Origin of the sequence: Bacillus sp. BF2-3, assembly GCF_008368795.1 — a bacterium.
Lineage (GTDB): Bacteria > Bacillota > Bacilli > Bacillales > Bacillaceae_G > Bacillus_A > Bacillus_A cereus.
The window spans coordinates 1-15,746 of record NZ_QOSA01000067.1 but is presented as its reverse complement, the minus strand read 5'-3'; the positions used below and the strand labels follow the sequence as shown (position 1 = coordinate 15,746).

Sequence of the window (15,746 nt, the reverse complement as noted above, 5' to 3'; positions counted from 1 at the left end):
TCAGTTTTCAAAGAACTACTTGGTCGCTCATTTGCGACTTCCTTATGTTAACATCTTCGTTAGTTAATGTCAACTAAGTTTTTCATTTCGTTTGTCGCTTTCGACGTTAATGTCATCGGCGACTTTTTCTATATTACACCTCTAAGCTCTAATCGTCAATATATTTTTATAAAAAATATAAAAAGGCTTATTTCTTTTAAAATAAGCCTTTTTATCACATATCATTCTATTCATTTATTATTTTTCTATAATTGGTAACGAGACGATAATTTGAATAGTGCCATCCCTATATTCCGCTCGAATACTACCACCTTGTAACTCAACAATACTTTTCGCAATCGCTAAACCGAGTCCCGACCCTTCCGTTACTCTACTTCGAGATTGATCCTTCTTATAGAAACGTTCAAACAAATTCGCTAACTCTTCTCTTGTAAACTCTTCACTATGATTCGCAATTACAATTTGTATATCCCTACGCTGCCTTTGAAGAGAAACTTTTATCTCTCCATCATCTTTACTATACTTAATTGCATTCATTAGTAAATTATCAAATACACGAACCATCTTTTCCGAATCAATCGATGCATAAGCACGTTCCTCAGGAAACTTCTTAACAAAAGTAAGTCCATGCTCTTCCGCTTGCGGTACTAACTCTTCTATTAATTGCTCAAGCAACTCATTTACACATACTTCTTGTTTTTCTAATACAACTTGTTCATTTGTTAACTTCGTATACTCAAATAAATCTTCTATTAAATTTTTTAACTGCTCCGACTTTGCAAAAGCAATTCTCGTATACTCATCGTGTTGTTCTTTATTTTCATATTTAGAATCTCGAAGTAATCGTAAGTAACCCATAATAGAAGTAAGTGGTGTACGCAAATCATGCGATACATTTGTGATAAGCTCATTCTTTTGCTTTTCTAATTTACGTTCCTTTTCTATATTATTCATAAGCTCTTCTGCCATATTATTAATATTCTCCGTTAAAGCCGCAATCTCATCTTCACCTTTTTTCTCAATGCGGTAGGCTAAGTTACCTCTTTCTATTTCCTTTACGCCTTGTGCCATTGCTTCAATCTGCTTCATCTTTCTCTTTGTTATATAGAAGAAAGAGAAAATGAATACAAGTACACCAATTAAAAACGGGAATGGTCCTTCTTGCGTATCATATATTACCTCTCCCTCTGGAATTCCACTAACAAACATGTACAAATTCTTTCCTTCAATAGTAATAGGTGAAAAAGATATAAACTCTTTTCTTGTACTTTCAAATACATTTCTACCATCTGTATAATTAATCGCGAATGATGCTGCATTACGAATCGTATTATGCAAATCGATTTGCTCTTCTTGCGCTTGCTTTGTTTTATATAAAACTTTACCACTTTCATCAGTAACCAATATCTTCAAAGCTCTAGACCCTTGCTCTAAATTTTGGTTCTCCATTTCGATCATATTTGATATAGCTTCTAATTTATTTTCATGAACCGAACTATTTGCCGCTCCTTGAGCTTGGTGATTAATTTGTTCCATACCAGCCCGATAATCGATAGTTGCTTGACGATTCGCATTCTCAAAAAACGGTGCTGCTGCCTTTGCTGACAAAACTCCTAATAACGCACAAGCAGCAAAAGTAGTAATCAATTGAATCCTTATACTCTTTCGTACGCTCTTTACTAATTTCTCAATTAATTGTCTTATTTTCCTTATATAAGTAAACGGATTAAATATCTTTTTCAATCTTATACCCCACTCCCCATACTGTTTTTATATATCTAGGTTTCCTTGGATTCTCCTCAATCTTTTCACGCACTTTTCGAATATGCACCATTACAGTATTATCAGACTGGAAAGATCGTTCGTTCCACACCTTTTCATAAATTTGCTCCGCACTAAACACCATACCTGGATTTCTAGCTAGCAATTCTAAAATTGAAAATTCCCTCGGAGTTAGTTTCACTTCTTCTCCCTCTACAATAACTTTATGGGTCGAGATGTTGATTTTCATCTCCCCAATTTCTAACTCGTCCTCATTTTGAATAGCGAAACCATTCATTTTCATATAACGGCGTAACTGAGATTTAATTCGTGCAATTAGCTCTAACGGATTAAACGGCTTCGTTACATAATCATCTGCCCCTGTTGTTAATCCTAAAATCTTATCCATATCTTGCGTTTTGGCAGAAAGCATAATAATAGGCATTTCTTTCGCTTCCCTTACCTTCATACACATATGAATACCATCCACTTTCGGCATCATAATATCTAATACGACTAGATGTACTTCATTTTCTTCCAATAGACGTAATCCTTCTTCTCCGTCTCCTGCTTGCAATACTTTATATCCTTCATTCTTTAAATAGATTGTAATTAAATTCCGAATTTCTTTTTCATCATCTACGACAAGTATTGTTTCGTGTGCCACAATATCTCCCCCATCACTTTTTTAATCCCTAACTTCTATTATAGGAAAACTTCTGAAGAAAAACGCTCGGAAATCCTTAAGATTTTCTGAAGACGCAAAAAAGGTCTAGACTCCCCTTAAGTCTAGACCTTTAAAAAACCCCTTTTATTTACGAACGTAGATGAAATATAGTACGAATAAAACTCCCATAACATACATAATCGGATGAACCTCTTTACGACGACCACTTACTACCATTGTAATTGGATAGAAGATAAATCCAATCGCAATCCCAGTTGCGATACTATACGTAAGTGGCATAGAGATAATTGTAAAGAATGCTGGTACTGCAATCTCGAATTTCTTCCAATCAATTTCCCCTAAGGAAGAAACCATCAAGATTCCTACAATAATTAAAGCCGGCGCCGTTACAGCTGGCGTTACAACACTTAGTAATGGCGAGAAGAATAGTGCCAGTAAAAAGAATCCTGCTGTTACAACTGCTGTAAATCCAGAACGTCCTCCTGCTGCTACCCCTGCAGACGATTCAATGTAAGACGTTGTTGTTGATGTACCCAAGATCGCACCAATTACAGTTGCAATCGCATCTGCAAATAACGCTTTTCCTGCACGTGGTAATTTATTGTTCTTCATTAATCCAGCTTGATTCGCAACCGCTACAAGCGTACCTGCTGTATCAAAGAAATCGATAAAGAAGAACGTTATAATAACAATCCCCATTTGAACTGTAAAAATATCTCCGAAGTGCGTTAACGCCACGCCGAACGTTGGTTCTAGACTCGGTATTGCTCCCACTACAGCTTTCGGAGTATCAATTAATCCTGTTGCCACTCCTAAGATCGCTGTAAGAATCATACCGTAAAATACTGCACCATTAATTTTCTTAATCATGAAGATGATCGTAGTAACAACCCCGAAGATTGCTAGTAACGTTGTACCCTTTGTTAAGTCCCCCAACCCAACAAGAACTGCATCATTTTTCACGATAATTCCGGCATTTTGGAATCCAAGAAATGCAATGAACAATCCGATACCTGCTGCTACTGCAAACTTTAACTCCGATGGAATTGCATTGATGATTTTTTCACGAATACCTGAAGCAGTAAGAATAATAAAGATAATACCTGACATTAATGTTCCGGCAATTGCTGTTTGCCATGGAATCCCCATCGTTAACACTGCTGTATAAGCAAAGAACGCGTTAATTCCCATACCTGGCGCTAAAGCAATTGGATACTTCGCGAAAATACCCATAATTAACGAACCGATCGCTGCCGCTAATGCCGTAGCAACGAATACTGCACCTGGATCCATCCCTGTACCTGCTGGTAACCCTTTAACATTTCCAAGCGACAGCGTAGCAGGATTGACAAATAGTACGTAAGCCATAGATAGAAATGTCGTTAACCCTGCTATGAACTCAGTCTTATAATTCGTACCGAGCTCATCAAACTGAAAATAGCGTTTCATCCTACGTTTCCCCCGTTATATGATTACTCGCCGCATTTCTCCTAGCCCTCTTTTATCCCGAGAAACAAAAAAGGCTTCCATTGCATATATACATGGAAGCGTTCTATGAATAAAGATAAGATTCCCCTCACCTTTATAAAAACGCCTCGTAGTCAAGCCATTTACGGTAGCTAGGTAGAAACTTTCGGGCCATATCCCCGATATTATACGACGGCTATAATATTCACTTTTTGTTTGAATTACATAATCATATTAACTCGACGAAGTAGTTTTGTCAATTTAAAAACGAACGTTTTTATAAACTTTTATAGTTTCGTTCGTATTAACACCAAAATAAAAAAGATCCACCTATGCATAAGCAATAGATGGACCTTTTTATAAATACTATTCCCACTCAATAGTTGCTGGTGGCTTACTCGTTACATCATACACGATACGGTTAACGTGTTTTACTTCGTTTACGATACGTACAGAGATTTTCTCTAATACGTCCCAAGGGATACGTGCCCAGTCAGCTGTCATACCGTCGATAGATGTTACCGCACGGATACCTACTGTGTAATCGTAAGTACGCTCGTCACCCATAACACCTACGCTACGCATACCAGGAAGCGCAGTGAAGTATTGCCAGATTTCACGGTCTAAGCCCGCTTTAATAATTTCTTCACGTAAAATCGCATCAGATTCACGAACGATTTCTAATTTCTCTTCTGTGATTTCACCTAATACACGAATACCAAGACCCGGTCCTGGGAATGGTTGACGCCATACGATTTCATCAGGAATTCCTAATTCAGATCCTAATACACGTACTTCGTCTTTAAATAACGTGTTTAAAGGCTCAATTAATTTGAACTGCATGTCTTCTGGAAGTCCACCAACGTTATGGTGAGATTTAATTGTTTGCGCAGTTGCTGTACCACTCTCAACGATATCTGTGTAAAGTGTACCTTGCGCTAAGAAGTCCATACCTTGTAATTTTGACGCTTCATCATCAAATACGTAAATGAATTCGTTACCGATGATTTTACGTTTTTGTTCTGGATCTTCTACACCTTTTAACTTGTCCATGAAGCGGTCTCTTGCATCCACTTTAATAACGTTCATATGGAAGCCTTCGCTAAATGTTTTCATAACGCCTTCTGCTTCACCTTTACGAAGTAAACCGTGGTCAACGAAAATACATGTTAATTGATCACCAATTGCTTTATGAATTAATACTGCTACAACAGAAGAGTCTACACCGCCACTAAGTGCGCATAGTACTTTTTTGTCTCCAACAGTTTCACGAATCTTTTCTAATTCTACTTCAATAAAGTTCTCCATGTTCCATCCTTCAGAACAACCACATACACCGAATACGAAGTTTTTAATTAAATCGTTACCGTGCTCAGAGTGTCGTACTTCTGGGTGGAATTGTACACCGTATAAGTTTTTCGCTTCATTGCTCATACCAGCAATTGGGCAAGACTCACTTGTTGCATCTACTACGAATCCTTCAGGTAAACCAGTTACTAAGTCGCCATGGCTCATCCATACAACTTGCTCTTCTGGAAGGTTCGCATATAATTTTGATTCGTTCTCTACTTTAAGAACAGCTTTTCCGTACTCACGGTGATTTGCACGCTCTACTTTACCACCGAAGTGTTGCGTCATAAGCTGCATACCGTAACAAATACCGAAGATTGGTAAACCTAGTTCAAAGATTTTTTCATCACAATGTAATGCACCTTCACCGTATACACTATTTGGTCCACCAGAGAAAATAATCCCTTTTGGATTCATTGCTTTAATTTCTTCTGCAGTAATTGTATGTGGATGAAGTTCACTGTATACACCGAACTCACGAATTCGACGTGCTATTAACTGATTGTATTGACTTCCAAAATCTAAAACGATAATTGTATCGTGTTGTTTCTTCAAAATAATCACCCCAACGTTAGTTCTCGTATATAAATATTTTCACCAATTTGGCGAAAAGCATTACCAATATAATAAAAAAAGCCAGTCCTCCGCCTCTAGTCTCATAACAAAGAAAAGGCAGGGGTCTGGCTTTATAAAGAAAGATAGTCTCCGCTCTTTATAAATATAAGACACACTGCCTTCATAGTCAGGTTGTTTACGGTAACCCGGTAGAGACTCTCAAACCATATCATTGAGGATATATGAAGGATCGTTTTATATTATCTTCCTAGATTCTAACAATGAAGTATCAATATGGTCAAGAGAGAAAGCGACAAAATTCTACAGAAATTCATTTCCTTTTCTAAAAAACATAAAAAAACATCCATTTCTATATAGAAATGGATGTTTTTTAGGACAAACGGAATTACATCATTCCGCCCATACCGCCCATGCCCATGCCGCCCATGTCAGGCATTGCTGGTGCATTTGGTTCTGGCTTGTCAGCTACTACAGCTTCAGTTGTTAAGAACATAGCTGCAACAGATGCTGCGTTTTGAAGTGCAGAACGAGTTACTTTAGCTGGATCTACGATACCAGACTCAAGCATGTTAACCCATTCGCCAGTAGCTGCGTTGAAACCAACGCCTACTTTTTCGCCTTTTAGACGCTCTACAACTACAGATCCTTCTAGACCAGCGTTGATTGCGATTTGACGAACTGGCTCTTCTAGTGCACGAAGTACGATGTTGATACCTGTTGCTTCGTCGCCTTCAGCTACGATAGAAGCTACTTTTGTGTATACGTTCATAAGTGAAGTACCACCACCTGCAACGATACCTTCTTCTACTGCTGCACGAGTTGAGTTAAGTGCATCTTCAATGCGAAGTTTGCGCTCTTTTAACTCAGTTTCAGTTGCTGCACCTACTTTAATTACTGCTACGCCACCTGCTAGTTTAGCAAGACGCTCTTGTAATTTTTCACGATCGAATTCAGAAGTTGTTTCTTCTAATTGCGCACGGATTTGACCGATGCGAGCTTCGATTTGTTCTGTGCTTCCTACACCTTCAACTACAGTTGTGTTTTCTTTTGTAACAACAACTTTACCAGCGCGTCCTAAAGATTCAACTGTAGCAGATTTTAAGTCACGGCCTAATTCTTCAGTGATCACTTCGCCACCAGTTAAGATTGCGATATCTTCTAGCATTGCTTTACGACGGTCACCAAATCCAGGAGCTTTAACAGCTACTACATTGAATGTACCACGAAGTTTGTTCACTACTAATGTAGCTAATGCTTCGCCTTCTACATCTTCAGCAATGATAAGAAGTGGTTTACCTTGTTGTACCACTTGCTCTAATACTGGTAAGATTTCTTGAATGTTAGAAATCTTTTTGTCAGTAATTAAGATATATGGGTTATCAAGAACTGCTTCCATTTTGTCAGAATCAGTAATCATGTAAGGAGATGCATAGCCACGATCAAATTGCATACCTTCTACTACGTCTAATTCTGTTGTGAATCCTTTAGACTCTTCTAAAGTAATAACGCCGTCGTTACCAACGCGCTCCATTGCTTCAGCGATTAATTGACCTACTTCTTCGTCAGCTGCAGAAATAGCAGCTACTTGTGCGATAGAAGATTTGCCTTCGATTGGTTTAGAAATCGTTTTTAATTCTTCAATTGCAGCAGTAACAGCTTTTTCGATACCTTTACGAAGACCCATTGGGTTCGCACCAGCTGTTACGTTTTTAAGACCTTCACGAATCATAGCTTGCGCTAATACAGTTGCAGTTGTTGTTCCGTCACCAGCTACGTCATTTGTTTTGCTAGCAACTTCTGCTACTAATTTCGCACCCATGTTTTCGAATGCATCTTCTAATTCGATTTCTTTTGCGATTGTTACACCATCATTTGTAATAAGTGGTGAACCAAATTTTTTCTCAAGTACAACGTTACGACCTTTTGGTCCAAGCGTAACTTTTACTGCGTTTGCAAGAGTGTCGACACCGCGAAGCATCGAACGACGTGCTTCTTCACTAAATTTAATATCTTTCGCCATAATAATTGACCCCCTTGGATTTTTTAAGATTTATATAATTAACCGATAACTGCTAAAATGTCACTTTCACGTAAAATCAAGTAGTCTGTACCTTCATATTTCACTTCAGTACCTGCATATTTTGAGAAGATGATAAGATCACCTGCTGCTACCTCTAAAGCAACACGCTCACCATTCTCAAGCACTCGACCAGTACCTACTGCAACAACTTTACCCTCTTGTGGTTTTTCTTTTGCAGTATCTGGTAATACGATACCACTTGCTGTTTTTTCTTCTGCTTGAACAAGCTCAATTACAACGCGATCACCTAATGGCTTTAGCATGAACAATAACCTCCTCATTTTGTTATGTAAATTTCTTTTATTAGCACTCAAGTCATCCGAGTGCTAACACACTTATAATAATAAATAATCTCAATTTCTTTTGCAAGTAAAAAAATCATAATTTTTTCGCAAATCACTATATAAACTTTCTATATACAATACTGCCTTTACTATATGAATCGTTGTTTCCACTGCTCGTATGTTACAATATGAAAGGACACCCTAAGTTGTTTTCGCTACACATACAACTTTCTCCTGTCTTCTATTATAATTTCAAATAAGGATTTACGAAAAAAACATAATTCAAGAGGTTTATATCGTAGGTAGCATATTTACATGTTATCCTAACTTATCTCATACACTATAGTTAGAAAGGATGGTTAAACCATTTGAAGAAACAATACTGGTGGATTATCGTTACATACATTTTAATGCAGTTATCTGGCGTTGTTGGATTACCACTTCTCCTAAAAACAGGACTCTATGATAATAGAGGATTTACCATTGAAGAAAAAGGACAAATCATAACGGGACACTGGGCAATCATTAGCTTCTTTATTGCATTATGTATCGTGCTTTGGTTACTTAGAACAGATATTCGTGACAGGCATTTAGATCCAATGCGCTCTTCTGTTCCAGCTACTATTGGATGGATTTTTATCGGGTTCTTCTTAGCAATCATCTCACAATCCATTGCAGGTATGATTGAAATGTATGTATTTGGGGTTCCACGTGGATCTGAGAATACAGACAGACTGATGGACATCGCAAGAACGATACCTTGGTTCCTTATTGTTGTATCTATAATTGGACCTATCTTAGAAGAAATCGTATTTAGAAAAATTCTATTCGGCACGCTTTATAAGAAGTTTAACTTCTTTATCGCAGCTATCATTAGTTCGCTTGTATTCGCAACAATTCATTTTGATTTTACTCACTTATTGGTATACACTGCTATGGGGCTCGTATTCGCCTTCTTATATGTGAAGACGAAACGTATTATCGTTCCGATTGCAGCTCATGTTGCGATGAATACATTAGTCGCTATTGGGCAAATTTTTATGAGCAATGAACAAATTCAAGAAATGATTAAAGAAGCTGAAAAAATGCAAGGCTTTATCGGAGGATTTTTTGTATGAGAAACTCACCATTGTTCATGGCTGCACTATACTTCCTTCTTGGATGTATCTTTACACGCTTCGCCATTACGAACGTGACAGATACAATCTGGAATATGTGGACAATACTATTTGCAGTTATGGCAACAATTGATTTTAATTTGGCACTTCGCCTTATATTAGTTAAATTCACAAAGAAGAAACAATAATAAAACGCAGAGGTCGCTTCCTCTGCGTTTTATTGTGGATAGTTTTTCAAAAAGTAAACTAATGTTTGTAACTCTACAGCTAAGTCAATATGATGAATTCTAATATTCTCTGATACGTTTAATCGCGCTGGTGTGAAATTCAAAATACCGTGCACGCTTGTTTCAGCTAATCTATCTGCTACAGCTTGTGCTACTGTAGCCGGTACTGTTAATATTGCCACTTGTATATCATTTGATAATCTCTCTTCTAATTCATCTAAATGATATACAGGAATGCCCCCGATTTCTGTTCCAACTTTCTCTTCACTAACATCAAATGCCATTTCAATTTTTGTATTATTGTTTTTCGTGAAATTATAATGTAAGAAAGCGGTCCCTAAATTACCTACTCCAATAAGTGCTACACGTGTTATATCATCTTGATCAAGTGTTTCGCGGAAAAATGATAATAAATAATTTACGTTATATCCATATCCCTTTTTCCCTAACGCTCCAAAATACGAAAAATCTCTTCGTATTGTTGCGGAATCTACTTTTACTGCCTCACTCAATTCGGCCGATGAAACACGCTGCTTACCAGAAAGAGATAAGTTTTGGATAAATCGATAGTATAGAGGCAATCTTTTAGCAGTGGCTTGTGGAATCTTTTGCTGATCCATATGACCTCTCCTCTCTTCCTATCTTTATTCATATACTTTAATCAAATACAGAAGTTTAGCACTCATTAAATTCCTTGTATAATAAAGAGAAGAAGTATTCTCTCTTTATTTTAAACTATACACTATTTTTAGTATGATTGAGAAATATAAACATGGCAAAGTTAAGAAATTATTTGAGGTGAAAACATTGATTTTATTACAAGTAAACGCGCTTTCGAAATTATACGGTGCAGAAACGATTCTTGCAAACATAAAATTGGAAGTACAAACAAAAGATCGTATCGCATTAGTTGGAAGGAATGGAGCAGGAAAATCTACATTATTAAAAATTATCGCTGGTGAATTATCTCATGATGGTGGCGAAATTATAAAACCGAAAGATGTCTCAATCGGATATTTAGCTCAAAATACTGGACTAGAAACGTCTTTAACAATTTGGGATGAAATGCTAACCGTCTTTACCCACTTACAGCAAATGGAGACAAAACTTCGAAGGCTTGAGCAAGAAATGGGAAAAGAAGAAAACTTTTCAAACGAAGCTACATATGAAAGATTGTTAGCTGATTATGACCAACTACAACTCAATTATAAAGATCAAGGTGGATATCAATATGAAGCGGATATTCGCTCCATTTTAAGCGGCCTTGGCTTCCCAGTTGAAACGCACCAGACGACGATCTCTACTTTAAGCGGCGGGCAAAAAACAAGATTAGCTCTCGGGAAATTATTATTAACAAAACCAGACTTACTTATTTTGGACGAGCCTACAAACCATTTAGACATCGAAACATTAACATGGCTTGAGCAATATTTGCAAGGTTATCCTGGCGCAATATTAATCGTCTCACATGACCGTTATTTCTTAGACAAACTCGTTACACAAGTATATGAAATTTCGAATAAAGAAAGCAGACGATTTGTTGGTAACTACAGTAAATATTTAGACTTAAAATCAGCATTATATGAGCAAGAAATGAAACGTTACGAAAAACAACAAGATGAAATCGCAAAACTTGAGGACTTCGTTCAAAAGAATATAGCTCGCGCTTCTACAACGAAACGTGCTCAAAGTCGCCGTAAACAACTAGACAGAATGGAATTATTAACGAGACCATTAGGGGATTCTAAGTCAGCATCATTCCACTTCGATATTGAAAAACAAAGTGGAAATGATGTTTTACAAGTAAATGATGCAACCATCGGCTATGATGGAAACCCTATAATTGAACATGTAACTATGCGCTTAACTCGCGGAGATAGTGTTGCTTTAGTTGGTCCAAACGGAATTGGGAAATCCACATTGTTAAAATCCATTGTGAATAAGTTACCACTATTAAATGGTGATGTTTCTTTCGGATCAAATGTATCTGTTGGTTATTATGATCAAGAACAAGCAAACTTAACATCTTCTAAACGGGTTTTAAATGAACTATGGGATGAATATCCACTGCAACCGGAAAAAGAAATCCGTACTATACTTGGGAATTTTTTATTCACAGGAGATGATGTACTGAAACCAGTATCTTCCCTTAGTGGTGGACAAAAAGCTCGATTAGCTCTTGCAAAACTTATGATGCAAAAGTCAAATTTGTTAATTCTAGATGAGCCTACGAACCACCTTGATTTAAATAGTAAAGAGATTTTGGAGAATGCTTTAATTGATTACCCAGGGACTCTTCTATTCGTCTCACATGACCGCTACTTTATTAACCGTGTAACAACGACTGTGGTTGAGTTATCAACAGAAGGTGCACAGGAATATTTAGGGGATTACGATTACTACGTTGAAAAGAAAAATGAAATGATTGAACGTGCAGAACTTGAACAGCAAGAAAGTGACGTTCCTGTTCAAAAGGTGGTTGCACAAGAGAAATTAAATTATTTAGAAGAAAAAGAGCGTAAAAAACTAGAGCGTCAACGCACTAGAAAAATTGAAGAGCTAGAACAAAGTATAGTGGAATTAGAAGAAGAAATTGCTACGTTAGAAGATCAACTTTGCTTACCAGAAATATATGCAGATTATGAAAAAGCTAGTGAAATTACAACTAAAAAGCAAACGCTACAAGAACAACTTGAAACTTGTATGGCAGAATGGGAAGAGCTGCATGTATAAGCATATTTAAATAAGGAAGATGTCTCATAAGTCAGGATTTTTGACTATGTGACATCTTTTTTTAGTACTTAAACAATTTTTTGAATATATCTATCGTAACTTAGAATATACTAACGATTTTTTAAATATATCTATTGTAACCCTATATATATTAACAATTCGACACGAAATATCGTTTTAACGACAAAGATTGACAAGATTAGCATCTTCTATAATGGGGAGATGTTTCAAAATGTTTTTCGGGGATATCTTCTTGCTTTTTATTTCCCGAAAAAGAACAAATTCAAAGGTCTGACATCAACCTATTTATCCACAAGTTTATACACATATCCACCTTTATAAAATAAACATCAAAATAACTTTTCCACATTATCCACAGTCAACAAAAAAGTTATCAACATTTTATATACACAATAAAACCCACATTATCAACAGATAATATGGGTTTTATCCACAACCTGTGGTTAATTATGTGTATAACTATGCTTCAATATCTAATCCTGGATTTGCATTTAAGGCTAATGTTGCACGCTTACCTTGTTCATAAGCAATTGTCCCTGCCGCTGCAATCATCGCTGCATTATCTGTGCATAAAGATAGCGGCGGAATAATTAATTCAATGTTTTCTTTTTGTGCAAATTCCTCTTCTAATCGCGCACGAAGTCCTTTATTAGCAGCTACTCCACCAGCAAGAAGTAATTGCTTTACATTATAAGCTTCTGCTGCACGAGCTGCTTTCGTTACAAGTACATCTATTACACTTTCTTGGAAACTTGCCGCTAAATCTTCTGGTGCAATTTCTATACCGCGCTGTTTTGCGTTATGCACAGTGTTGATAACTGCTGATTTCAATCCACTAAAGCTAAAATCATACGAATCCGGTTCTAGCCATGCACGAGGCAAATCAATTGTCGGTTCTCCTTCATGTGCAAGGCGATCAATATGAGGACCACCTGGATATGGCATAGATAACGTACGAGCTACTTTATCATATGCTTCTCCAGCTGCATCGTCTCGTGTTTCACCAATTACTTCGAATGAACCATGTTCTTTCATATAAACAAGTTCTGTATGCCCACCAGATACAACAAGTGATAATAACGGGAATTGAACTTCTTTTACTAAACGGTTCGCATAAATATGACCAGCAATATGATGAACACCGACTAACGGAATATCATGTGCAAACGCTACTGCCTTCGCTGCATTTACTCCAATTAGAAGTGCTCCTACTAAACCAGGACCTTCTGTTACAGCAATTGCATCAATATCATCAAATGTGATATTTGCTTCCTTTAAAGCTTCTTCTAACACAACTGTAATTTCTTCTACATGATGACGGGATGCAATCTCTGGTACAACGCCGCCAAAACGTTTATGACTTTCAATTTGTGATGCAACGACATTCGCAATAATTTCCGTTCCATTTTTAACAACTGCTACTGCTGTTTCATCACAACTTGTTTCAATACCAAGTATAATCGTATTTTTTTCCATTATATATTCACCCACATTACGAGACCATCTTCCTGATTGTCTGCATAGTATCGTTTACGAATCCCACCATTTTGAAATCCGTATTTTCTGTATAACTGCTTTGCTACTTCATTTGATACACGTACTTCAAGTGTCATTGTTTTTACCCCTAGTTCTTTCGCTTCAGAAATAACTGCTTTCAATAGGGCATCTCCTAACTTTTGACCTCGGTATTCTGGCAAAATAGCTATATTTGTTATATGTGATTCATCAATAATTATCCACAATCCACAATACCCGACTACACGACCATCTTTTTCTAACACAATATAATGTGCATGTTCATTCATCGTTAATTCACGGTGAAAGGCATCTGCAGTCCAAGGAGTTGAAAAAGACGCTTCTTCAATAGCTACAATTTGAGCAATATCATCAAGCTCCATCTTTCTAAATATCATATCCATCTTCTGCAAGCTCCTACTTGTTTTGACTTTCTAACCACTTTGTTTCAGCTTCAGCTAAACGAAGATAGCTTGGAACAAACGTATGCACATCTTGTTCTTCTTTTTGTAATCCTAAGAATGCTAGCTCACTTGGTCTTGGGTTATTTTTAGTAAATGGAGCGAATACAGCTTGATCACCTAAATGTTCTATAATTGTTTCTTTATGCAATTTAACATCGTTACCGATAAATAAAACAGGCTGTCCTTTATCTTTTAACATTTGCAACCAGTCTACAATAAGAATAATTCGGTCTTCTTCTATTGAAGTTAACTGCTCTCCTTCATATGTATATAACCCAGTATAAATTTGCCCACGTCTTCCATCAAATAAAGGACAAATTAACCCGTTAAAGTTAGCACCGTTTGCAGCTACTACCTCTAAACTTGATACACCTACAATTGGTATTTGAAGTGACCAAGCTAATGTTTTCGCCGCTGTCACGCCTATACGAACACCTGTATAGGATCCAGGTCCAGCAGCTACAACGATTTTAGTTAATTCCTTCGGTTTTACACCGCATTCTTTTAACAGTTTCTCTACAGCTGGCATAAGACGTACAGAATGGTTTTTTGTTAAATTTGTAATGATTTCCCCAATTACGTTTTCTTCCTCAATAAGGGATACACCCATTACGTAATTTGAAGTATCAATTGCTAGTACTTTCATCTTGTAATAGCTCCTCACATAATCTAATATAGCGATCTCCAATTGGCTCGAGTATAATTTTTCTTGTGTCATCTCCAGCATGGAATAAACTAATTTGTAACTTTTCATTCGGTAAATATGCTTCTATTAAATGAGCCCATTCTACTACCGTAATTCCTTCACCGTAGAAATATTCATCAAAGCCTAAGTCCTCTTCACTTTCTGCTAAGCGATACACGTCCATATGATATAGCGGTAATCTTCCTTTATATTCTTTAATGATATTAAAGGTAGGACTATTTACAACTCTTTTCACTCCAAGACCTTTTGCTAGTCCCTTTGTAAAAGTCGTCTTACCAGCTCCAAGATCTCCTTCTAAAATAATTACGTCTTGTGCCTCTACGAGCTCACCTAGTTTTTCTGATAACCTTTGTGTTTCCTCAGAAGATTTTGTTGTTACTTCATATTTACTCACAGACTTCACCTACTTTACTCACAATGTTCTCTGCTCTTTATTATACAGGTTTTGAATATATAAAAAAGTCCTTAGGAGTTGTCCTAAGGATAGTTTGACTGTCTTTATTAGTTTTTTGTTAAAACAAATAAAAAAATACGAAACAACTTGTTTCGTTCTTTTCTTTATATGAAATGGCGGTCCCGACCGGGGTCGAACCGGCGATCTCCTGCGTGACAGGCAGGCATGTTAACCACTACACCACGGGACCATTTGGTTGCGGGGACAGGATTTGAACCTGCGACCTTCGGGTTATGAGCCCGACGAGCTACCGTGCTGCTCCACCCCGCGACAATATAAATAGCTTGGCGACGTCCTACTCT

Annotated in this window: 14 protein-coding genes, 2 tRNA genes and 2 riboswitches; of the genes, 3 read left to right on the top strand and 13 right to left on the bottom strand. The window is 37.0% G+C overall.

Features of this window, described 5'->3' with window-relative positions:
- Positions 1-237 precede the first annotated feature (237 nt).
- The 6 genes from ampS to groES form a co-directional block, all read right to left on the bottom strand.
- A complete protein-coding gene (gene ampS / locus DN401_RS29465) occupies positions 238-1,743 on the bottom strand; it encodes an aminopeptidase AmpS (protein WP_000719224.1) in 1,506 nt (501 codons plus the stop codon).
- Positions 1,727-2,428 (bottom strand): response regulator transcription factor, encoded by a 702-nt coding sequence (locus tag DN401_RS29460; protein WP_000929885.1) that lies wholly within the window; start codon positions 2,426-2,428, stop codon positions 1,727-1,729. The genes ampS and DN401_RS29460 overlap by 17 nt, the downstream gene beginning before the upstream one ends.
- Before the next feature lie 144 nt (positions 2,429-2,572).
- The gene (locus tag DN401_RS29455) at positions 2,573-3,898 is read right to left on the bottom strand and encodes an NCS2 family permease (protein WP_000833082.1); all 1,326 of its coding nucleotides are present in this window, start codon (positions 3,896-3,898) and stop codon (positions 2,573-2,575) included.
- Positions 3,899-4,027: 129 nt separating this feature from the next.
- Positions 4,028-4,130: riboswitch (purine riboswitch) on the bottom strand.
- Positions 4,131-4,282: 152 nt separating this feature from the next.
- Positions 4,283-5,821, bottom strand: coding sequence for a glutamine-hydrolyzing GMP synthase (guaA, locus tag DN401_RS29450; RefSeq protein ID WP_000743909.1), 1,539 nt, complete (start codon positions 5,819-5,821; stop codon positions 4,283-4,285).
- A gap of 164 nt (positions 5,822-5,985) precedes the next feature.
- A riboswitch (purine riboswitch) is annotated at positions 5,986-6,087 on the bottom strand.
- A 140-nt stretch (positions 6,088-6,227) separates the two neighbouring features.
- A complete protein-coding gene (gene groL / locus DN401_RS29445; protein WP_001029993.1) occupies positions 6,228-7,862 on the bottom strand; it encodes a chaperonin GroEL in 1,635 nt (544 codons plus the stop codon).
- Between the two features lie 38 nt (positions 7,863-7,900).
- Positions 7,901-8,185, bottom strand: a complete 285-nt coding sequence (groES, locus tag DN401_RS29440; RefSeq protein ID WP_000917311.1) for a co-chaperone GroES — start codon at positions 8,183-8,185, stop codon at positions 7,901-7,903.
- 389 nt (positions 8,186-8,574) lie between these two features.
- Between groES and DN401_RS29435 the strand changes: the two genes are divergently transcribed.
- Both DN401_RS29435 and DN401_RS29430 read left to right on the top strand, forming a co-directional pair.
- Positions 8,575-9,324, top strand: a complete 750-nt coding sequence (locus DN401_RS29435) for a CPBP family intramembrane glutamic endopeptidase (RefSeq protein ID WP_000745324.1) — start codon at positions 8,575-8,577, stop codon at positions 9,322-9,324.
- Entirely contained in the window at positions 9,321-9,512 is a 192-nt protein-coding gene (locus DN401_RS29430; protein ID WP_001246201.1) for a YdiK family protein, read from the top strand. Before DN401_RS29435 ends, DN401_RS29430 begins: the two co-directional genes overlap by 4 nt.
- A gap of 29 nt (positions 9,513-9,541) precedes the next feature.
- Here the strand turns inward: DN401_RS29430 and DN401_RS29425 are convergent, their stop codons facing one another.
- Positions 9,542-10,171 (bottom strand): redox-sensing transcriptional repressor Rex, encoded by a 630-nt coding sequence (locus DN401_RS29425; RefSeq protein WP_000372699.1) that lies wholly within the window; start codon positions 10,169-10,171, stop codon positions 9,542-9,544.
- Positions 10,172-10,358: 187 nt separating this feature from the next.
- Here DN401_RS29425 and DN401_RS29420 point away from each other — a divergent pair, with 187 nt between their 5' ends.
- Entirely contained in the window at positions 10,359-12,284 is a 1,926-nt protein-coding gene (locus DN401_RS29420; protein ID WP_000602149.1) for an ABC-F family ATP-binding cassette domain-containing protein, read from the top strand.
- Positions 12,285-12,764: 480 nt separating this feature from the next.
- Here the strand turns inward: DN401_RS29420 and tsaD are convergent, their stop codons facing one another.
- From tsaD to DN401_RS29390, 6 genes are all read right to left on the bottom strand, one after another.
- A complete protein-coding gene (gene tsaD, locus DN401_RS29415) occupies positions 12,765-13,781 on the bottom strand; it encodes a tRNA (adenosine(37)-N6)-threonylcarbamoyltransferase complex transferase subunit TsaD (protein WP_000414585.1) in 1,017 nt (338 codons plus the stop codon).
- Positions 13,781-14,224 (bottom strand): ribosomal protein S18-alanine N-acetyltransferase, encoded by a 444-nt coding sequence (rimI, locus tag DN401_RS29410; protein WP_000367190.1) that lies wholly within the window; start codon positions 14,222-14,224, stop codon positions 13,781-13,783. Before rimI ends, tsaD begins: the two co-directional genes overlap by 1 nt.
- A gap of 13 nt (positions 14,225-14,237) precedes the next feature.
- A complete protein-coding gene (gene tsaB / locus DN401_RS29405; protein WP_000865740.1) occupies positions 14,238-14,930 on the bottom strand; it encodes a tRNA (adenosine(37)-N6)-threonylcarbamoyltransferase complex dimerization subunit type 1 TsaB in 693 nt (230 codons plus the stop codon).
- Complete coding sequence (gene tsaE / locus DN401_RS29400; RefSeq protein ID WP_000049642.1) at positions 14,911-15,384, bottom strand: tRNA (adenosine(37)-N6)-threonylcarbamoyltransferase complex ATPase subunit type 1 TsaE; 474 nt, start codon at positions 15,382-15,384, stop codon at positions 14,911-14,913. The genes tsaB and tsaE overlap by 20 nt, the downstream gene beginning before the upstream one ends.
- Before the next feature lie 174 nt (positions 15,385-15,558).
- Positions 15,559-15,634: transfer RNA gene (locus DN401_RS29395), tRNA-Asp, on the bottom strand.
- 3 nt (positions 15,635-15,637) lie between these two features.
- Positions 15,638-15,714, bottom strand: a tRNA-Met gene (locus DN401_RS29390).
- Positions 15,715-15,746: the final 32 nt, after the last annotated feature.

Coding starts and splice junctions, on each gene's coding strand:
- tsaD (WP_000414585.1), bottom strand. CDS start 13,781: ATGGAAAAAAATACGATTATACTTGGTATTGAAACAAGTTGTGATGAA.
- groES (WP_000917311.1), bottom strand. CDS start 8,185: ATGCTAAAGCCATTAGGTGATCGCGTTGTAATTGAGCTTGTTCAAGCA.
- DN401_RS29455 (WP_000833082.1), bottom strand. CDS start 3,898: ATGAAACGCTATTTTCAGTTTGATGAGCTCGGTACGAATTATAAGACT.
- tsaB (WP_000865740.1), bottom strand. CDS start 14,930: ATGAAAGTACTAGCAATTGATACTTCAAATTACGTAATGGGTGTATCC.
- DN401_RS29425 (WP_000372699.1), bottom strand. CDS start 10,171: ATGGATCAGCAAAAGATTCCACAAGCCACTGCTAAAAGATTGCCTCTA.
- DN401_RS29430 (WP_001246201.1), top strand. CDS start 9,321: ATGAGAAACTCACCATTGTTCATGGCTGCACTATACTTCCTTCTTGGA.
- rimI (WP_000367190.1), bottom strand. CDS start 14,224: ATGGATATGATATTTAGAAAGATGGAGCTTGATGATATTGCTCAAATT.
- groL (WP_001029993.1), bottom strand. CDS start 7,862: ATGGCGAAAGATATTAAATTTAGTGAAGAAGCACGTCGTTCGATGCTT.